General features: G+C 74.9%; 16 protein-coding genes and 1 pseudogene. 9 read left to right on the top strand and 8 right to left on the bottom strand.

Features of this window, described 5'->3' with window-relative positions; all coding sequences use genetic code 11:
* Positions 1 to 104: pseudogene (locus ACFV04_RS38385) on the top strand (enoyl-CoA hydratase); the annotation flags it as partial.
* Between the two features lie 124 nt (positions 105 to 228).
* Here the strand turns inward: ACFV04_RS38385 and ACFV04_RS38380 are convergent.
* Positions 229 to 2151: an NAD-binding protein gene (locus tag ACFV04_RS38380; RefSeq protein WP_380535621.1), complete on the bottom strand. Its 1923-nt coding sequence runs from the start codon at positions 2149 to 2151 to the stop codon at positions 229 to 231.
* 152 nt (positions 2152 to 2303) lie between these two features.
* On the opposite strand from ACFV04_RS38380, the gene ACFV04_RS38375 reads away from it, so the two are divergent.
* On the top strand, positions 2304 to 2903 hold the full coding sequence (locus tag ACFV04_RS38375) for an HdeD family acid-resistance protein (protein ID WP_380535619.1): 600 nt from the start codon (positions 2304 to 2306) through the stop codon (positions 2901 to 2903).
* Between the two features lie 96 nt (positions 2904 to 2999).
* On the opposite strand, the gene ACFV04_RS38370 is transcribed toward ACFV04_RS38375, so the two are convergent.
* Positions 3000 to 3638, bottom strand: a complete 639-nt coding sequence (locus tag ACFV04_RS38370; protein ID WP_380348887.1) for a DUF6461 domain-containing protein — start codon at positions 3636 to 3638, stop codon at positions 3000 to 3002.
* 181 nt (positions 3639 to 3819) lie between these two features.
* Positions 3820 to 5385: a CoA transferase gene (locus tag ACFV04_RS38365; protein WP_380535617.1), complete on the bottom strand. Its 1566-nt coding sequence runs from the start codon at positions 5383 to 5385 to the stop codon at positions 3820 to 3822.
* Positions 5386 to 5658: 273 nt separating this feature from the next.
* On the opposite strand from ACFV04_RS38365, the gene ACFV04_RS38360 reads away from it, so the two are divergent.
* Positions 5659 to 6351: an N-acyl homoserine lactonase family protein gene (locus ACFV04_RS38360; RefSeq protein ID WP_380535616.1), complete on the top strand. Its 693-nt coding sequence runs from the start codon at positions 5659 to 5661 to the stop codon at positions 6349 to 6351.
* 45 nt (positions 6352 to 6396) lie between these two features.
* Here ACFV04_RS38360 and ACFV04_RS38355 read toward each other — a convergent pair whose 3' ends face one another.
* Positions 6397 to 7617 (bottom strand): cytochrome P450, encoded by a 1221-nt coding sequence (locus tag ACFV04_RS38355; RefSeq protein ID WP_380348911.1) that lies wholly within the window; start codon positions 7615 to 7617, stop codon positions 6397 to 6399.
* 434 nt (positions 7618 to 8051) lie between these two features.
* On the opposite strand from ACFV04_RS38355, the gene ACFV04_RS38350 reads away from it, so the two are divergent.
* Complete coding sequence (locus ACFV04_RS38350) at positions 8052 to 8972, top strand: hypothetical protein (protein ID WP_380535614.1); 921 nt, start codon at positions 8052 to 8054, stop codon at positions 8970 to 8972.
* A gap of 280 nt (positions 8973 to 9252) precedes the next feature.
* On the opposite strand, the gene ACFV04_RS38345 is transcribed toward ACFV04_RS38350, so the two are convergent.
* Positions 9253 to 9621, bottom strand: coding sequence for a zf-HC2 domain-containing protein (locus ACFV04_RS38345; protein WP_380535612.1), 369 nt, complete (start codon positions 9619 to 9621; stop codon positions 9253 to 9255).
* Positions 9622 to 9676: 55 nt separating this feature from the next.
* On the opposite strand from ACFV04_RS38345, the gene ACFV04_RS38340 reads away from it, so the two are divergent.
* The 4 genes from ACFV04_RS38340 (at position 9677) to ACFV04_RS38325 (ending at position 14566) form a co-directional block, all read left to right on the top strand.
* Positions 9677 to 10240, top strand: coding sequence for a sigma-70 family RNA polymerase sigma factor (locus ACFV04_RS38340; protein WP_380348897.1), 564 nt, complete (start codon positions 9677 to 9679; stop codon positions 10238 to 10240).
* 292 nt (positions 10241 to 10532) lie between these two features.
* Positions 10533 to 11906, top strand: coding sequence for an MFS transporter (locus ACFV04_RS38335; RefSeq protein ID WP_380535610.1), 1374 nt, complete (start codon positions 10533 to 10535; stop codon positions 11904 to 11906).
* Positions 11907 to 11939: 33 nt separating this feature from the next.
* Positions 11940 to 13349: a cytochrome P450 gene (locus ACFV04_RS38330; RefSeq protein ID WP_380535608.1), complete on the top strand. Its 1410-nt coding sequence runs from the start codon at positions 11940 to 11942 to the stop codon at positions 13347 to 13349.
* 173 nt (positions 13350 to 13522) lie between these two features.
* Positions 13523 to 14566 carry an L-tyrosine/L-tryptophan isonitrile synthase family protein gene (locus ACFV04_RS38325; protein ID WP_380535606.1) on the top strand — a complete coding sequence of 348 codons (1044 nt, stop codon included), beginning with the start codon at positions 13523 to 13525 and terminating at the stop codon, positions 14564 to 14566.
* Between the two features lie 115 nt (positions 14567 to 14681).
* On the opposite strand, the gene ACFV04_RS38320 is transcribed toward ACFV04_RS38325, so the two are convergent.
* The 3 genes from ACFV04_RS38320 to ACFV04_RS38310 are packed head-to-tail and all read right to left on the bottom strand — an operon-like array spanning position 14682 to position 17662.
* Positions 14682 to 15482 (bottom strand): ABC transporter ATP-binding protein, encoded by an 801-nt coding sequence (locus tag ACFV04_RS38320; RefSeq protein ID WP_380535604.1) that lies wholly within the window; start codon positions 15480 to 15482, stop codon positions 14682 to 14684.
* A complete protein-coding gene (locus ACFV04_RS38315) occupies positions 15479 to 16570 on the bottom strand; it encodes a FecCD family ABC transporter permease (protein WP_380535602.1) in 1092 nt (363 codons plus the stop codon). Before ACFV04_RS38315 ends, ACFV04_RS38320 begins: the two co-directional genes overlap by 4 nt.
* A gap of 3 nt (positions 16571 to 16573) precedes the next feature.
* The gene (locus ACFV04_RS38310; protein ID WP_380535600.1) at positions 16574 to 17662 is read right to left on the bottom strand and encodes an ABC transporter substrate-binding protein; all 1089 of its coding nucleotides are present in this window, start codon (positions 17660 to 17662) and stop codon (positions 16574 to 16576) included.
* 159 nt (positions 17663 to 17821) lie between these two features.
* Between ACFV04_RS38310 and ACFV04_RS38305 the strand changes: the two genes are divergently transcribed.
* Positions 17822 to 18697 (top strand): helical backbone metal receptor, encoded by an 876-nt coding sequence (locus ACFV04_RS38305; protein WP_380535598.1) that lies wholly within the window; start codon positions 17822 to 17824, stop codon positions 18695 to 18697.
* Positions 18698 to 19209 lie beyond the last annotated feature (512 nt).

Genomic DNA, 19209 nt, shown 5'->3' with positions numbered 1-19209 from the left:
GCTTCGAACGGCGGCTGTTCCACGCGGCCTTCGCGACCGCGGACCAGAAGGAGGGCATGGCGGCCTTCGCCGAGAAGCGGCCGCCGTCCTTCACCAACAGCTGACGGCCCGCGGCTGACGGATGAGGGATGACCGTCGACGGATGACAGCTGACAGATTTCAGATGATGAAATCTGTCAGCTGACATCTGTCAGCTGTCGGCCGTCGCTCACCGGCTGTTCGCCGCGGTCATTCCTCCACCGCCGCCTCTACCGCCGCCTCCACCTCCACGGCGTGTTCCCCGACGACCTCCCCGGCCGCGCCCGTGACCGCAGCCGTGACCGCGGCCGCCTCCGCGCCCTCCTCCAGCGCCACCGTGTTCAGCCGGGCGAGCCCGCTGCGGGTCGCGGCGACCACGATCCGGTCGCCGGGCGCGAGCTGCCGGGTGCGGTCGGGCAGACCCCACTGCAGCTGCGCGCCGCGGGCGAAGCGGACGGCGATCACCCGGACTCCGCCCGGGTCCTCCAGGTCGTGCCGGTTCAGGCCCATCAGCCCGCTGCCGTCCCCCGCCGTCAGCTCGGCGATCAGCAGCACGTGCCGGAACACCGACAGCGTCCCGCGTACCTCGCGCCCCATCAGCGCCGCCGCGAAGGCGGGTGCGGCCAGGTAGGACACCGACCGCGAGGCCGCGTTGTCCAGCGTCTTGTAGAAGTGCCCGGCGAAGTCGTCGTCGAACAGCCGCACCACCACCCGGACCTCGGGATTGCCGTGCCGCGCCTCCAACGCCGCCTCCAGGTTGGTGGCGTCGTCGCCGCTGACGGCGACCAGCGCCCGGCTGTGCTTCAGCCGGGCCCGGCGCAGCTGCTCGTCGAACGGGCCCTCGCCCATCACGACCGGGATCCCGAGCGCCCGGACGGCGGCGACGCCGCGCGCCTGCGGGTCCCGCTCCATGCAGACCACGGGCACGCCCAGGTCGTGCAGTTGGGTCGCGACCCGGGTGCCGACGTTGCCGAGCCCGACGACGATCACGTGGTCCCGGGTGCCCGCTCCCGGGTTGCGCGGCTGGCCGCGCCGTCCGGACCCCAGCACCTCGACCGCGATGGCGGTGGCGACCGGCGCGAAGGTGATCCCGCAGATGGTGATCACCACCTGCGCGACCCGCTGCCAGATCCCGCCGGTGCCCGTCCCGGCGGCGATGTCCGCGAGCTGGTCGGGCTGGGCGGCGCCGGCCAGGTCGAGCAGCGAGATGTAGACGGTCCAGCCGAAGTTGCGGTTGAGGTACCAGAGCACGCCAAAGGCCATCAGGACGGCGGCGAGAGCGGTGAGCAGCACCAGCCGCATCCGGGCGCTGGTGAAGAAGCGCATGGTGTCGAGCAGTCGCCAGCGCAACCGCCGCCGCCAGTCGATCGGTTCCCGTGGCTCGATCCGCAGCACCTGCAGCGCGGCGGTGCCGCCCGGTTCCTCTTCCCCGGGGGCGGCCGCGGGTTCCGGTTCGCGCCGCACGCCTCCCGGGCGGACCGGCCCGTCGTCGCCGAACTCGCTGGCGAGCCGGACGAATTCGGCCGAACCGGCCTGCTGTTCGGGCAGCAGCCGGATCTTGCTGAGATCCTGCCGGTCGATCTGGTCGGCGACCACGCAGACCCGGTCGGAGGTGATGGCGTCATCGAAGGCGATGTGCAGGTACCGCCCGTCGATCTCCACCGAGTTGGGGCGTCCGAGGGCGGCGGCGGCGAACGCCGGGGCCGCCGTGGCCGATCCGGAGAGCGCGGCACCGTTCTTGAGCAGCCGTTCGATGTTCTCGCCGAGGCGCTGGTTGAACATCCGGAACACGATCCGGATGTCCGGGTTGTGGTTCTGGGCGCTGAGCGCGGCGTGGATGTTCTCCTGGTCGCTGCCCTCGACCAGGGCCAGGCCGCGGGCGGTGCCGATGGACACCGCGCGCAGGGCCTCGTCGGTGATGCTGGTGTACTCCACGACCGCGGCGACGCCGTCGAGTTGCTCGATCCGCGGCGCGTGGTCGCGGGTCCGGTCGGCGACCAGGACGACGACCGGGACCTCGTAGTGTTCGACGAGTTCCAGGATCAGTCGGTGTGCCAGCGCGTTGCCCCCGCAGACGATGTAGTGCTGGCTGATCGGCTCGACCGGAGGGGTCCCCCACCCTTCAGAAGTCATACCGCCGGATGCTATCGACAGTGGGTGGCCGGAGGATGTCGTTCCGGCGACCGGGGCGGATCCCCCGAACGGCCGTATCCGACACGCGCCGCGGCGGCGGGACGGAGACGCTGGGGTTCGACTTCTGCCCCTGCCCGAGGAGTGACGCCACCGTGGTCTCACCGATCATCAACCCCGACGGTTCCCCGGTCCGGGGCCCGCTCGGCATTCTCGCCAAGGCCGCCTGGCAGGTCCTGCTGGTCGCCGGACTCGCCTCGCTCGCCCTCGGGATCGTGGTCTTCTCCTGGCCCAAGGAGACCCTGATGGTGGTGGGCGTGCTGTTCGGCCTCTACCTGCTGGTCATCGGCATCGTGCAACTGGTCGCCGCGTTCGGCACCCACGCCACCACCGCGCTACGGGTGCTGGCCTTCATCAGCGGCGCGATCTGCGTGCTGCTCGGGCTCCTGTGCTTCCGCAGCGCGGCGCAGTCGGTGCTGCTGCTCGCGATCTGGATCGGGATCGGCTGGCTCTTCCGCGGCATCACGCAACTCTTCGCCGCGATCTCCGACCCGCTGATGCCGGCCCGCGGCTGGCAGGCCTTCGCGGGCGTGGCCAACACGCTGGCCGGCGTCCTGCTGATGGTCTGGCCGGTCGGCTCGATCACCGCGCTGGCCGTGCTGGCCGGCTGCTGGCTGGTGATCCTGGGCCTGATCGAGATCGCGACGGCGATCCGGCTGCGCAGCCGCGCCAAGGAGATCCCGTCGGGGGTCTGAGCGGAGCACCGTCGAGCCCGTGCCGCTTCGAGCGCCGTGCCGGTTCGACCACCGCGCCGCGGAGGCCGCGCCTGCGGCCGGAGCCGCCCGCCGCCGTCACGGACGCGGGGCGTACCCGAGCCGGAAGGTGGCGGCCTCCAGTCGTTCCGCGTCCAGGCGGACCTCGGTCAGCCGCTCGGCCAGCGCGAACGCGGCCTCGGTGTGCAGCCCGTTCCGCTCCCCGGTGAGGTCGAAGCCGCAGGCCGTCAACAGCTCGGGAATGCCGGCGGCGTCGGCGTCCGAGCCGTGCCGCTGGTCGGCGAAGAGCGGCTCGAAGTGGAGCCGGCAGCTGCCGTGCTCCCACCAGTGGAAGCTGTCCTCGGCGTTGACGTTCCGGAAGTGCGAGACCAGCCGGGTGCCGTCGGTGAGCCGGGGGACGACCTCGTGGAGGCCGCCGAGGTAGCCGTACGGCTCGATCGCGAGCGCCCAGCCGTCCAGCTCGGTGACGGCCACGAGCAGCCGGTCGTCGTCCTCGCCGAGCAGGGCCTCGGCGTCCTCGTCCTCCCCGTCGTCGAAGACCTCCCAGGCGGTGACCACCGCGTCCAGCCCGGTGACCTCGCGGCCGGACAGGGCGTCGAAGCGGCGCAGCAGTTCGTCGGCGGAGATCCCCTGGACGTGGGTGAGGCAGTAGGCCTCGCCCAGCACGGGGTAGCGGTGCTCGAACCAGGCGTAGTCGGTGGCGTGTGCGGTGGTCATGCCCCGATGATGCCGGACCTCACCGACACCACCGGTACCGGGCCGCCGGGGCCCGCCTCTCGGGACCGGTGCGCCTGCTCGGGACCGGCCCGCGTGCTCGGGACCGGCCCGCATGTTCGGGACCGGTCTGCCTGGTCGGGACCGGCCCGGCGGGCGGCACCTCCCCCGGGCCGGTGTGGGTTCAGAGCCAGACCGGCGCGTCCGTCCCCCACCGCCCGGGCGGGCGGGCCCAGTCGACGGGCGCGCCCGCGTAGCCGATCGGCGGCAGGGCGTGCCGCAGCCGCCCGTACGCGGAGTCGGTCTCGACGAGCCACCTAGCCGGGTCGTAGGACTCCTGCGGATCGTTCGGCCCGTGCGGCTCCTGTAGCCCGTGCGGCTCGGCGGATTCCTGTCCCGGGGTCTCCCGGGGGATGCCGTGCAGCAGCCAGGAGGCCGTGCCGGCCAGGGAGAAGCGCAGGTGGCGGCCGCCGGGGCGGCGGGTGCGCTGGTCGGTGAGGGCGCGCAGGACGGCGGCGGCGATGAGGTAGCCGGTGCCGTGGTCGAGGGCCTGGGCGGGCAGCACCCCGGGGTGGCCGTCGGGTGCCGCCTCGTGGGCGGCGATGCCGACACCGGCCTGGACCAGGCTGTCGAAGCCCCGCCGTGCGGCCCACGGGCCGGTCCAGCCCCAGGCGCAGATCTGGACGACGACCAGGTCGGGCCGGCGGGCGAACAGTGCCTCGGGGGCGAGGCCGTGGGCGTCGAGGGCGCCGGGGCGGTAGCCGGTGACGACGACGTCGGCGGTGGCGAGCAGTTCGTCGAGGACGGCGCGGTCGGCGGGCTCGGCGAGGTCGAGGCGGGTGGAGCGCTTGCCGAAGCCGGTGTCGGTGTGGGCGTCCTCGGCCTCGGGCAGCCGGGGCGAGTCGACGCGCAGGACGTCGGCGCCGAGCAGGGCGAGGGTGCGGGTGGCGACCGGCCCGGCGATCACCCGGGTGAGGTCGAGTACCCGGACCCCGGCGGCGGGCCGGTCCACCGGCGCCGCGCCGAGCGGGCGGGCGCCGGCACCGTCGGTGGCAGGGGCCGAGCCGACGGCACCGGTGGTGCCGACCTCCAGGTGCTCCACCAGGGGGTGCACGGCCCCGCTCACCGGCGCGACGGCCACCGCGAGCGCCCCGGCCGCGTACGCGCGCTCCTGGACCTGCTCGGCCGGCAGCGCGCCGAGGACCTCCGCGAGCTGCTCGGGCCCGGCGTCCGCGGCGAGGCCGAGGGCGGCCAGCAGCCGGGTGCGGTGGTGCGGATAGTTGGCGTGGGTCCGGACCCAGCCGTCGGCTGTGCGCCAGAAGCCGGAGTGAGGGGCGAAGCTGACGGGCGTACGGCCGTCGACCGTCAGGTGCCGCTCGCTGACGAAGGCGGTGGCGACCGCGCCCTGGTCCACCCGGACGTCGGGGACGGCACCGCCGCCACGGAGGGCGGCGAGCTCGGCGGCGGCGAGCGAGCAGACCGCCACGGTCGCCCGGGCGAGCCGCCGCACCGGGAGTCCGGAGGGAAGGACCTCGTCCGGGCCCTGGAAGCGCACCCGTTCCAGCAGGTCCACCGGCCCGCCGAGGGCCGCCCAGGCGTCGGCGGTGGGCCGGTCGGCGGCCTGGCCGGTGGTGTGGCCGGTGGTGTGGCCGGTGGGACCGTCGGCGGCGTGGCCGGAGGGACGGTCGGCGGCTCCGCCCGTGGCGTGCACGGAACGGGTGGGTTCTGCGGGCAGCGGACGATCAGTCATGTCCGGCATTGTGCTCCCCTTCCCGGCCGCCCGCCGTGACGCCCGCCACTGGCGTCGACGGTCCCGCCGGAGCCGCTGCCGGCAGTTCCGCCGGGACCGGTGCCGACAGGCCCGAGGCGGTCGCGGCCCCGAACTCGGGGACGCCACGCTGCCGAGGCCGTCCGGGGCGACCGACCGGGGGCCGCCGGCCGCCTGCCGCCGGGTAGGGTGCCAACCGGGGGTCGGCGTGGCCGCCCGTGGGGCAGAGCGACGCGCAGCGACCAGGGGGACGACGTGCAGGTGATCCGCCGACTCGACCTGGGGTACTTCGTCCGGCCGGCCGCCGAGGTGGGCGGCCCGGAGCCGCGGGTGGAGCCGGTGCTCGCGTACCTGGTCCGACGCCCGGAGGGACTGCTGCTCTTCGACACCGGGATCGGCGGCGGCGAACCGGAGACCGAGGCACACTACCGCCCGGTCCGCCGCCCGTTGCCGGAGGCGCTCGCCACGGCCGGGGTCTCCCTCGCCGACATCGACCTGGTGGTCAACTGCCACCTCCACTTCGACCACTGCGGCGGCAACCCGCTGTTCGCCGGCACGGCCGTCCTGGTCCAGGCGGGCGAGCTGGCCGCTGCCCGGCGCGGCGGCCACACCATCGACGCGCTGGTGGACTTCCCCGGCGCCGACTACCGCGAACTCGACGGCGAGGCGGAGGTCTGGCCCGGCGTCCGGGTGCTGCCCACCCCCGGCCACACCGAGGGCCACCAGTCGTTGCTGGTCGACCGTCCGGGCGGCCCGGTCCTGCTCGCCGGCCAGGCGTACGACTTCGCGTCCGAGTACGGGCAGGCGCTGCTCGCCCGGCAGGCGGCGCGCGAGGGCGTGGCGGCGCCGCTGCCCGGCTACCGGCCCTGGCTCGACCGGGTGGCGGAGCAGGGACCGCGCCGGGTGCTCTTCGCGCACGACCACGCGGTGTGGGAGCCCGGCGAGTAGCCGCACCGGAGGCCCGGGACGGGTTCCGGGAGGCCCGGGACGGGTTCAGAAAGTGAAGCGCAGTGAGCGGACCCGGTGGTCGAAGCTGGACGGGACGAGCTCCGGCTCACCGACCGAACGGGCCTCGGGCAGCCGGCTGAACAGCTCACGGAACAGGGCCGTCATCTCCTGCCGGGCCAGGTGCGCGCCGAGGCAGTAGTGCGGGCCCCCGCCGCCGTAGCCGAGGTGGGGGTTGGGCGTGCGGGTGATGTCGAAGGACTCCGGGTCGGGGAAGACCGCCTCGTCGCGGTTGGCGGAGCCGTAGAACAACGCGACCTTCTCGCCCGCACGCAACAACGGACCGCCGGGGCCGCCGAGTTCGTGGTCGACGGCGACGGTCCGGTGGAACTGGATGATCGGCGTGGCGTGACGGACCATCTCGTCCACCGCGCCACCGAGTCGCCCGTCCAGGTCGGCGAGGAGCAGGGCCCGCTGCTCGGGGTGCGCGGTCAGCAGGTGCAGGCCGTGCGCGAGCGCGTTGCGGGTGGTCTCGACCCCGGCGACCAGCAGCAGGGTGAAGAAGGCGCCGAGTTCGCGGCCGGTGAGCCGGCGGCCGTCCACGTCGGCGGTGACCAGCGCGGAGATCAGGTCCTCGGCCGGCCGGCGGCGGCGTTCCCGGCCGATCCCGGCCACGATGGCCTGCATCCGGGCGAGCGCCCGCAGTCCGCGCCCGGGCGACCGGAGCCGGTGGCGCAACGAGCGGGCCACCCCGATGTCCGCGGACGTGCGGTTCACCAGGTCGAGGATGGCGCGCCGCGGCCGCTCGGGGATGCCCATCATGGTGCAGATCACCTGGAACGGGAGTTCGGCGGCGACTGCGGTCACGAAGTCCTCCGGACGCTCCCGCTCGATCCGGTCGACCAGGGCGACGCTGATGCGGTGGACGTCCTCCTCGACCCGGCCGAGCAGCCGCGGGGTGAACGCCCGCGAGACGATCCGGCGCAGCTGGGCGTGACGGGGGTCGTCCAGGTTGACCATCGAGTCGCCGAACAGCAGCCGGACCCATCGGGCCGGGGCCGGCGTGGTGACACCGGGTCCGCTGAGGAAGACGGCGGACGTGCGGCTGGCCTCGACCACGTCGGCGTGGCGGACCAGGGCGTGGAAGCCCTTGCCCGTGGCGCGGTCGCCGAAGAACACCGGGCCGGGCAGGCGGCGCAGTTCGGCGAAGGCGGCGGCGCGCTCGGGGGCGGGCAGCCGCCAGAAGCGCGGGTCGGCGAGGTCGGGGATCCCGGTGGTCCCGGTGGTCCTGGCTGACTCTGCGGGCCGGGTCGGGTCGGTGGCTGCGGCGGGAGTGCCCGGGTCGGACGGCTCGGACGGCTCGGACGGCTCGGGCGGCTCGGCAACGTCGGCGAAGGACTCCGTGACTTCCGTCGGGGTCTCCAAGGTCGGACCTCCCTGCTGCTGGACGACACCACTCCGATACGCACACAACGTATCCATTCGCGCACATCTAGTGAGCACGTGGTGAGTGCTTGTCAAACCGCACCGATGGTCGTACGAGCAGCCGTTCGGATCGGCGTGCACCGGGATGCGAGGACAGCCGGGCCGGGCCGGACGAGCGGTCGGCCCGGCCGCCGGGTGAGCGGCCGGGCATGGTCTCACGGGGCGGAACCGGCCAATACCGGAGGGTGCGGCCCGGGCGGAGCGGGGCGGGTGCGACGATGAGTGCCATCGTGATGACCGACCGGATCCGCCTGTTGCGCGCCGTGGTCTTCGCCGCGCTGTGCGTGGCGATGGCTGCCACCGCGCACGTCGCCATGGCCGGATCCGGGGTCTCGCCGACGGTGCTGGCCGGCGCGTTCGGGGCGGTCCTGGGACTGACCTGGCTGCTCGCCGGTACGCGGCGCGGACTCGGCGTGATCAGCGTCTGGATGGTCGCCGCACAGACCGCACTGCACCAGCTGTTCGAACAGGCCGGGGCGTTCGGCCGGGGCGGCGGCGGTCTCGGCCGGCTCGCCACCACCGACTGGACCTCCCTGCTGCTCTGCAACCCGGACCACGCACCCGGCGGACTCTCGCCGGTCGAGCTGGCACGGATGGCGGGCCTCGACCCGGCCGCCCCGCCGGCCACCGGCGGCCTGCGCCCCATGGCGGGGATGCACCACGGGACCGCGGGGGCGGGCGCCTCCGCCGACGGGGCGGCCGTGGACACGGGCCTGTCGGGGATGGCGGGCATGCCCGGCATGTCCCACCCGATGCCCGGCGGGATGCCCGACGGAACGACGGTCGGCACGGCGCACGACATGGCGGGCGGCGTGGCGGGCGACCTGTCCCACGGGATGTCCCACGGCATGGCGCCCGGAATGGCCGTCGCCCACGTGCTGGCCGCGCTGGCGTGCGCGCTGCTGCTGTGGCGCGGCGACGCGGCACTGGTCCGGCTCTTCGAACTGCTCTCCGCGCTCGGCACCGTCCTCGCCGGAGTGCTGCTGTTCCCGCTGCTGGCGCTGTTCGTGCGCCCCCTCGGCCACCGGGCCCCGACACCACCCCGGCCCGCCGACGACCGGGCCCGGCCACCCCGCTCGGTGCTGCTCACGCACGCCGTCGTCCGGCGTGGACCGCCGGCGTTCGACCTCGCCTGCTGACGCGCCCGCCGCTGCGCTCCCCCGGCCACTCCGGCCACCGGAACCCCCGCGACGGGCAGGTCGCCCTGCCGTACGGCCGTGCCCTCCGCCGCCGTACCGCCAGGGTGCGGGCCCGCGCCCGCCGCCGTGCCGCTCCCGTTCCCCGGGAGGTGCGGTGCGCCGCGCGGCTGCCCACGGACGCCGACGGTGCCGCCGTGAACGGTGCCGTCCCCAGCCCTCCCCTCGGGACCTTTCCATGCCTGACTACGACGGCGCACCGGCTGCGGCCGGCGCCACCGTCCTACCGCTCCACGCCCTGCGGGCCTCCTGGAGCGCGACCGCCGGCCTCGCCCCACGGCCCGATGCGTTCCTGCCCGGCGCTCTCCTGCCGGATGCCCTTCGGCCCGGCGCCCTCCTGCCGGATGCCCTTCGGTCCGGCGTCCGCGCGCCCGACGGCCGGGAGCCCGGCCAGCAGGCGGGCCGACCACTCGGGCGACGGCCCGTCGGCGGCGACCGCCCGGACGTGGCCGCTCAGCCGCTCGGCCCGGTCCAGCCAGTCCCGGCAACCCGTGCAGCGCGCGACGTGCTTGTCCAGCCGGGCCTCCGGCAGCCCGCTCGGTTCGCCGTCGAGCCGGGCGGACAGAGCGGTACGGAACTGCGCGCATCTCATAGGTCCATCGTCCCGCACAGCCGCCTTGGCGGGACCGGCCGGGTCGGAGGCCGCCGTGGATGACGAGCAGCTCACCGCACTCGCGCTGACCGCCCGCGCCGGCCGGGCCGCGGACGTCGAGGCCTTCGTCCGCGCGACCCAGCGCGACGTCTGGCGCTTCGTCGCCCACCTGACCGACGTACAGTCCGCCGACGACCTCGCCCAGGAGACCTTCCTGCGCGCACTGCGCAGCCTGCCGGCGTTCGCGGGGCGCTCCTCGGCCCGCACCTGGCTGCTGTCGATCGCCCGGCGCACGGTGATCGACCGGTACCGGATGGCCGCCGCCCGGCCTCGCTGCGCGGCGCTGCCGGACTGGCAGGAGGCGGCGGAACGGCAGTGCGGTGCGCCGGAGGCCGGGTTCGAGGACGGCATCGCGCTCGACGACCTGCTCGACCGGGTGCCCGCCCAGCGACGGGAGGCCTTCGTGCTGACCCAGGTGGTCGGGCTGAGCTACGCCGAGGCGGCCGAAGTCGCCGGATGCCCCGTCGGCACCGTCCGCTCCCGGGTCGCCCGGGCACGGGAGGAACTGGTGGCGCGCCTGCGGGCGGCGGAGGCCGGGGAACTCGCCACCGCCTGCTGAGCGGTGACGCGGAGGCCGACCTACAGGCGCCAGGTCGGCGGTGGGCGGTGGGCGGTGGGCCGGTAACGACTGACAGACGACAGATGACAGCTGACAGATTTCGAAACCTGTCAGCTGTCATCTGTTCGCCCGCCCACCGCCGTCCGCCGCCCGCCGCTGTCCACCACCGGGCGTCGTGTCCGAAAAATTCCCCCATGTGTTCGGAACCGGAGCCGTCGCGCCCCCGACTGCTGTACCGGACGCCGCCGCCGAGGCGGTGTCCGCTACCGCAGGACGGGAACGGAGGGACCCCATGGCAGCGCGACAGCCCACGGCTTCCGCATCACTGACGCCTCATCAGGCAGAGCCCGTCGACCGCTGGAGCCTGGTCGTGGCCGCGGGCCTGCTGTCGTTCGTCGCGATGCTCGACATGAACGTGGTCAACCTCGCGCTCACCGACATCGCGACCGGCCTGAAGGTCTCCCCCGGGGTCGCGCAGTGGGCTGTCCTCGGCTACCAACTCCCCCTCGTCGCACTCCTCCTGCCCGCCGGCCGCTGGCTGGACCAGGTCGGCACCCGGTCCGCGCTGCTGCTCGCGGTCGGGTGTTTCGCCGGCTGCAGCGTGCTGGCGGCCGGCGCCCCGTGGGCGGGCTGGCTGATCGCCGCCAGGCTGCTCCAGGGTGCCTTCGGGGCCGTGCTGTTCGTCCTGATGCCGGTGCTCGCCGCGACGTCCGTGCGGCCCGAACTGCGCGGGCGGGCGATGAGCGTGCCGGCCACCCTCGGCCCGCTCGGCGCCGTGACCGGCCCGGTCATCGGCGGCCTGCTGCTGGACCACCTCGGCTGGCGGGCGATCTTCCTGGTCAAGCTGCCGGTCTGCCTGGCCGCCGTCCTGATCGTGCGCCGGCACGCCCCGCGGCGCGGCGGGCTGCGTCCGCCGGACCGGGGTTCGCTCGGCGACGCCGCCCTGATCGGCGGCGCGGTGGCCGCCGTCCTGCTGGGGCTGACCCTGGCGCCGACGGCGCCGCTCTGGCTGCTGCTGGCGCTGCCCGCCGTGCCACTCGTCCTGCTGTGGCTGCGCCGCCCCGGCGGCCGGCCGGTGGCCGGGGTGCTGCGGGCCGCCGGCACCGCCGGGGTCAACGCCTCGGTGCTGGCACTCGCCGCCGGATTCGCAGCCTGCCACTACCTGCTGGCCCAGTACCTGCGCGGCCCCCGGGGCGAGAGCGCCACGGCCACCGCGCTGACCATGCTGGCGTTCCCGCTCGGCATGGTGCTGGCCGGGCGGCTCGGCGGCCGGCTGGCCGACCGCTGGGGTGCCCGTCCGACCGCGCTCACCGGTGCCGCCGTCACCACCCTCGGCCTGGCCCTGCTCATCCCGCTGGACACCGGCTGGTCCGCCGTCGACATCGCCGCCCGGCTCGCCCTGGCCGGCGCCGGGATGGGCCTCAACGGCGGCCCCACCCAGGCCCTGGTGATGACCGCCTCCCCGCCCGGGCAGCTCGCCACCGCCGGTTCCGCCGTCCAGCTCGCCCGCAGCCTCGGCTTCGCCCTCGGACCGGCCCTCGCCACCGCGGCCGCGCTCGCCGGCGACCGCGCCGTCACCGGGACCCGCGCCGGGATCGTCCTGGCCGTCCTGGTCGCGGCGACCGCCGTCCTGCTGCTCGCCCTGCACCGCCGACCCCAGACCTGACAGTCCCCGCGCCGCACCGAAGGACCTTCCCGGATGACCGACCCGACCCCTGCCACTGCCCCGGCCCTTGACCCGGCCTCCGCCCTGACCCCGGCCCCGGTCCCTGCTCCCGTCCGTGTCGATGCCCCCGGCCCGGCGGCGACCGACGACGCCCCGCGCTGCCCGTACGGGTACGACCGGCTTCCCTCCCCCGTCCCGCTGTACGGTCCGGCGTACAAGAGCGACCCGTACCCGCTGTACCGGCGGATGCGCGAGGCCGGGCCGGTGCACCGGGTGGAGTTCCCGAGCGGCATCCACGCCTGGCTGGTCACCGGCTACCGGGCCGCCCACGCGGCCCTGAACGACCCGCGCCTCGGCAAGAACCACGCGCTGGGCAACGAGAACTGGCGCAGACTCGCGTCGATCATGCCCGAGCCGCAGCACTCCCGCCTCCAGGTCCACCTGCTCCACCAGGACCCGCCCAAGCACACCTCGATGCGCCGGCTGGTCCTGGACGCGTTCGCCCCGCGCCGGGTGGAGGCCCTGCGCCCCCGGCTGCGGGAACTGGCCGACGCGCTCGTGGACGAACTGCCCGAGACCGGCGGCGCCGACCTGGTGACCGGCTTCGCGGCCCACTACCCCTTCCGGGTGCTCGCCGAAGTCATAGGCCTCCCCAGCGAGTTGGCGGACCGCTTCGACCGCGAGTGGGGAAAGGTGGTCCAGCCCGTCGGCCCGCAGGACCCGGGCCGTCCCGCCTACGAGGCGCGGCTGCGCGGCCTGCAGACCTACATCGCCGACGTCGTCACCCGCAAGCGCGCCGACTGCGGGGAGCCCGGCTGGACGGAGTCCGAGGACCTGCTCGGCCGGCTCGTCGCCGCCCACGACGCGGGCGAGTTGAGCCGCGCGGAACTGGACTCCATGGTGTTCCAGCTGCTCGTCGCCGGTCAGGAGCCGGTCACCAACCAGATCACCACCATGCTGATCACCCTGCTGCGCCACCCCGAACAGCTCGACCGGCTGCGCGCCGGACTCGACGAGCCCGGACTGCTCGCCCGCGCGGTGGAGGAACTGCTGCGCCACGACGCCGCGTTCGAGCTCACCACCTGGCGATTCTTCGCCCGGGACAGCGACCTGTTCGGCACGACCGTCCCGGCCGGCGACTCGGTGATCGTCTCGCTCTGCGCCGCCAACCGCGACGACTCGCAGTTCCCCGGGGCCGACCTCCTCGACCTCGACCGCTCCCCCAACGCCCACCTCGCCTTCGGCCACGGCATCCACTACTGCCCCGGCGCCGCCCTGGCCCGGGCCGAACTCCAGGTCGCCATCGGCACCCTGCTCACCCGCCTCCCCGGGCTGCGCCCGGCCGAGGCCCCGGGGGACGGCCTGGCGGACCTCACCTGGATCCCCGCCGTGCTGGCACGCGGAGTCAACCGCCTGCCCGTCGCCTACGACCGGCGCCACTGACCCGGACGCCCCGGCCCCGCCCGAACCGGCTCACCCACCGGGACGGGCTCGCTCCACCGGGACCGGCTCACCCCGAACCGGCTCGCCACGCCCGCACCACCTCGGCGTGCCCGGCAACACCGGCTCCGCCTGCCCGTAGCCCGCACCACACCACCATCCGTGGAGGACCCACCATGCCGCCCGTCGGCACCGCGACCGCTCCGACCGCTGCCACCACCTCCGGTACAGTCACCGCTGCCACCACCACCGCCCCCGGCACCGCACCCGGCACCGCACCCGACCCCGGTACCGCACCCGGTCCCTCGGCCGATCCCGGGCGCCTCGCCGCCCGCGTCCTGGGCCTCCTGCTGCCGCACCGCCGCGCCGCCGACCCGGAGTTCGACGCCCGGCCCGAGCACTTCCCGCTCCAGCTCGCACAGTTGGCGGACTTCATAGCCGCCGGTGAGCCGATCGTCTTCACCCTGCCCGGCTTCCCCTGCAAGTCGCCGAACCCGGCAAAGGTCCTCGGCCACCTGCCCGACGAGGGCGAACGGCTGTCGCTGACCTTCCTCGACCGGCTCTGCGCCGAGATCGGCCGCCTCCACCCGCCCGGCGCCCGGATCCTGATCTGCTCCGACGGGCACGTCTTCGGTGACCTGATCGACGTCCCGGACGACCACATCGACGCCTACTCCGACGAGTTGGCAGCGGTGATCGACCGCGAGGGGCTCGGCCACCTCGCCACGTTCGACCTGCGGACCGTCCTCGGCGACCTCCCGTACGACGAGAAGCGCGCCCGGGTGCACGCGCGCTACGCCCCCACCGTCGAGGAGTTGCGCGAGCAGGTGCTGACCGAGGAGGAGACCCTGCGGCTCTACCGCGGCATCACCCGTTTCCTCACCGAGGACGCCGTCGGCTTCGCCGGCACCCGCTCGGCCCTGCAGCGGGAGTGCCGCCGCCGCGCCTACGGGGTGATCCAGCGCAGCCGCGCGTGGGGCGAGTTGATCGCCGAGCACCACCCGCGGGCCGTCCGGCTCTCCATCCACCCGCAGCCCGCAGGGGTGGCGAAGTTCGGCATCCGGCTGCTGGCGGCGGCCGACGCATGGACCACGCCCTGGCACTCCTCGGTGCTCCACCGGGAGGACGGCGCTTGGGAGTTGCTGCGCAGCGAGGAGGCCGCGCGGCTCGGCCGGCTCGTGCTGCGGGACGGCCGACCGAGCCACTACGAGGGCCACTGAGACGCGCGGTCGCGAGGACCGGCGCGAGGACCGGCAGAAGGACCGGTGGAAGGACCGGCCGGACGAGCGGGCGGACGAGCGGCGCGGGGCCCGCCGGTGGCCTCCGCGGAGCGGACTACGCCCCCACCGCGGAGGCCTCCGCGCCGGCCGGGGTGCGGTGGTCGAAGGCGATCAACGGGTCGCCGGTGAGCGGGTGTTCGACGACCGCCGCCCGCACCCCGAAGACCTCCGCCAGCAGCCCGGGGGTCAGCACCTCACGCGGCGCCCCGGAGGCCACCAGGGCGCCGCGGTGCAGCACGTGCAGCCGGTCGCAGACCGAGGCCGCGGCGTTGAGGTCGTGCAGGGCGACCAGCGTCGTGCGGCGCTGTTCCCGCAGCAGGGCGAGGAGTTCGACCTGGTGCCGGACGTCCAGGTGGTTGGTCGGCTCGTCCAGCACCAGGACGTCGGGCTGCTGGGCGAGCGCCCGGGCCAGCAGGACCCGTTGCCGCTCCCCGCCGGACAGCTGGGCGAAGCGGCGGTCGACGGCATCCGCCATGCCGACCCGCACCAGCGCCTCGGCGGTGATCCGGTGGTCCTCGGCGTCGTCGGCAGCGAAGGCCCGCTTGTACGGGGTGCGGCCCATCGCGACCACCTCGCGGACGCTCAACTCGAAGTCCCCACCGCGTTCCTGGGGCAGCGCGCCGATGTGCCGGGCGGACTGCGCGGGCCGCAGCTCCGCCAGGTCCCGGCCGGCCAGCAGGACCCGCCCGGCGCTCGGCCGCAGGTGCCGGTAGACGGTGCGCAACAGGCTGGACTTGCCGCTCCCGTTGGGCCCGACCAGTCCGGCGATCTCGCCCTCCTCGGCGACCAGGTGGACCCCGGCCAGCACCGTCCGCCCGGCCATGGCGACGCTCAGGTCCTCGACGGCGATCCTCACGTGCGCTCCAGTCGTCGGTCCAGCAGGTAGAGCAGGGTGGGTGCGCCGAGGACGGCGGTGACCACGCCGATCGGCAGTTCCTGTCCGTCCAGGGCGGTGCGGGCCACGGTGTCGACGACGACCAGCAGCAGGGCCCCGGTGAGGGCGGACAGCGGCAGCAGGCGCCGGTGGTCGCCGCCGAGGAGCAGGCGGCAGACGTGCGGCACCATCAGGCCGACGAAGCCGATCGCGCCGGAGACGGCGACCAGGACGCCGGTGAGCACGCTGGTGACGACGAAGACCTCGCGGCGCAGCCGGCCGACGTCCACGCCGAGCCCGGCGGCCGTCTCGTCGCCCATCAGCATCGCGTTGAGCCCCCGGGATCGGGCCTGCAGCAGGGCCAGGCCCAGCGCCACGGCCACTGCGGGCACGACGAGTTGGGCCCAGACGGCACCGCCGAGGCTGCCCATGAGCCAGAACAGCACGCCCCGGGTCTGCTGCTCGTCGCGGGTCTGCAGGACGAGGTAGCTGGTGACGCCGCCGAGGAACTGGGCGATGCCGATGCCCGCGAGGACCAGGCGCAGCGGGGAGAAGCCGCCGCCGCGCCGGGCCATCAGCCAGACCAGTGAGAACGCGGCGAGCGCACCGGCGAAGGCCGCCAGGGAGACGGTGAGGCCGAGCGCGCTGCCGAAGGACAGCTGGAGCCCGAACGTGGTGCCGAGGACGATGGCGGCGACCGCCCCGAGCGAGGCGCCGGAGGAGATGCCGAGCAGGTACGGATCGGCGAGCGGGTTGCGGACCAGGGCCTGGACGGCGGTGCCGACCAGACCGAGCCCGGCACCCACCACGGCGGCCAACAGGGCGCGCGGGACCCGCAGTTGCCAGACGATGAGATCACGGGTGCCCGGTTCGACGGCCCGGCCGGTGAGGCGGCGGGCGACCACCGACCAGACCTCGCCGGGCGGGATGTCCACCGAACCGAAGGACACGGCCGCGGTCAGCGCGAGCACCAGGGCGACGGTGAGGGCGGCGGCCAGCGGCCCGGCCCGCAGCAGCGTGCGGGCCGGGCGGCGGGTGTCGACGCCCTCGGCGGGCGCGACCGACGTCACGGCCTACTGTCCGTTCTTGACGAGGTCGGGGTGGACGGTCGCGGCGATCTGCCGGACGGCCTCGGCGTTGCGCACGCCCGCGATGGTGGTCACCTCGGAGCCGAGCCGGACGAAGTGGCCCTCCTGGACGGCTTTCAGCCCCTGGGTCGCCGGGAAACCCTTCAGGAACGCCTCCGCGTCGTCGAAGGCCTTGCGGGTCGCCTCCGCACTGCCCCGGTTGCGGACCGCGAGCTGGATCCAGTCCGGGTTCTTGGCGACGACGTCCTCCCAGGAGCCGGGCTTGAAGTCGGCGTCGCAGTCCGCGAACACGTTGCGCGCCCCGGCCTGGGTGATCACGGCGTTGGCGACCTGTCGGCCGCAGACCGCCACCGGCTGCTTGGTGCCGGCGTCGAAGTCGAAGACGAAGTAGCTCGGCCGCCGGTCCTCCGGGACGGCGGCGACCGCGTCGCGCACCTCGCCGATCTGCTTCTCCATCCCGGCCACCAGCTCCTCCGCGCGGGCGGCGGTGCCGGTGACGGCGCCGAGGCGGCGGATGTCGTCCTCGATCCCCGCGAGGTCGGTGCGCGGCGCCTTGGCGGCCTTCGGGGTCCCGGCGCAGGCGGTGGAGAGCAGGAAGACGTGCTGGATGCCGGCCGCCGCGTACTCCTCCTCACTCGGCCCGGTGGCGCCGCCGCCCATCATCGGCATCGCACTGAAGGTGTCGACGTAGAGGTCGGCGCCGGAGCCGAGCAGCTTCTCCTTGGGAATGACCTTCTCCCCCAACACCGGTATCCGGTCGCCCTGTTCGGCGATGTCCGCAGGCAGGGTGCCCTTGCCGGGCGGGAAGCCGGTGCCGATCACGCGGTCGCCGGCACCGAGTCGCAGCAACATCTCCAGGCTGGACGCGTTGCTGGTGACGATCTTCGTCGGCGTCCTGGCGATGACGGTCTCCTTGCCCGCGCAGTCGGCGACCGTGACGGGGTGGGCGCCGGCGCCACCGGCCTGGGCGGCGGCGGTGACGGATCCGCCCTGCCCACCCCCGCCCCCGCTTCCGCAGGCCGTGGCGAACAGGGCGACGGCGGCCGCGATTCCGCAGACAACGCGAGGGCGCATGACAACTCTCCTGGTCGGTGATCCGTGCAAGGGCCCGTGCTGCGGACCCGGACCAGGTAGTCGGACGGCCGGGGCGGCGGGTTCCCGGGGATTCACGGACCGCTTCCGCCAGTGCACCGTCCTGACCGGCCCGCCGGATCCGGGACGTAGGCTGGCCGGATGGCCGACCCCACCCGCCCGCGCGACGACCTCGACCTCCCCGTCCGGCTCGGGCCGCACCCGCCCCGCCGGGTGGTCTCGCTGGTGCCCTCGCTGACCGAGGCGGTCGCCGCCACCGCAGCCGGACTGCTGGTCGGCGCCACCGACTGGTGCACCCACCCCGCGGACCTGGCCGTCACCCGGATCGGCGGCACCAAGAACCCGGACGTCCCGGGCATCATCGCGCTCGGACCGGACCTCGTGATCGCCAACGACGAGGAGAACCGGCGCCCCGACCTGGACGCACTGCGCGCGGCCGGCATCCCCGTCTGGGTCACCGACATCCGCACCCTGGACGACGCCTTCCGCTCGCTCGACCGGCTGCTGACCACCGCCTGCCGACTGCCGCGCCCCGCCTGGCTGGACGAGGCAGAAGCGGCCTGGGCGCCGGTCGGCGCGGACCGGACAGGCCGGGCGGACGGGGTGGACGGGACGGACGGGGCTGCCAGGGCGGACGGGACGGACCCGGAGCCCGGAGGCCCGACAGTGATCGTGCCGATCTGGCGCCGCCCGTGGATGGTCCTCGGCCGCGACACCTTCGCCGGAGACCTGCTGCGCCGCCTCGGCCTCCGACTCGTCCACGCCGACCACCCCGAGCGCTACCCCGCCATCCCCCTGCCCGAACTGCTCGCAGAGCAGCCCGAGTTGGTGGTTCTACCGGACGAGCCGTACCGCTTCACCGCCGACGACGGCCCCGAGGCGTTCCCGGGCACACCGGTCGCCCTGGTCAGCGGACGACACCTGACCTGGTACGGGCCGTCCCTCGTCACGGCACCGGCCGTCCTGCGACAGGCGATCGACCGCCCGTTCACCCGAGGGCGGACCGGCAGCTCGTAGGGTGCCCGCCACTCGCCGGGACCTCCTCTCCGACGCGGACGGCGCGGACGGTGCCGGACCCGACTCGGCGAGGTCTGCCGACATCGGCGGCGGCGTACGACCGGTGCGGCGGAAGGGCGAGGTGGAAGGACGGGCGGGGTGGAAGGACGGGCTGAAAGGGCCACCCGGTCGCGCGTCCAGGACCCTGCCGTCGACCGCGCCCACGAACAGGCGGCCGGGCTCGGTAGCAGTGAGCGCCAGCGGGATGACGGGCACACCACCCAAGGTCTGCCGGTGGCGCCGGTGAAGGGTGCCGCCGTGGAGGTCACCGAGGACGTGAAGGACGCGCCGCGGGGAGGTCCTGCCGAAGATCCTCCCGGCAGCCGACATCGGGCCCTCGCCCGGGCCCTCGCCGGGGCGAGGGCCCGGCGGCCGAACTGACCGCACGCCGCCCGGCACGGACGGCGATGTCCGGTCGCCACCGGAACGCGGCCGGACTCACCAGGGGCCGCGGAAGACGGCGGGGCCCGGGA

The organism is Kitasatospora sp. NPDC059599, from assembly GCF_042735125.1.
Lineage (GTDB): Bacteria > Actinomycetota > Actinomycetes > Streptomycetales > Streptomycetaceae > Kitasatospora.
Note: the sequence above shows the minus strand (reverse complement) of the source record. Positions and strands in the feature narration are given on the sequence as shown.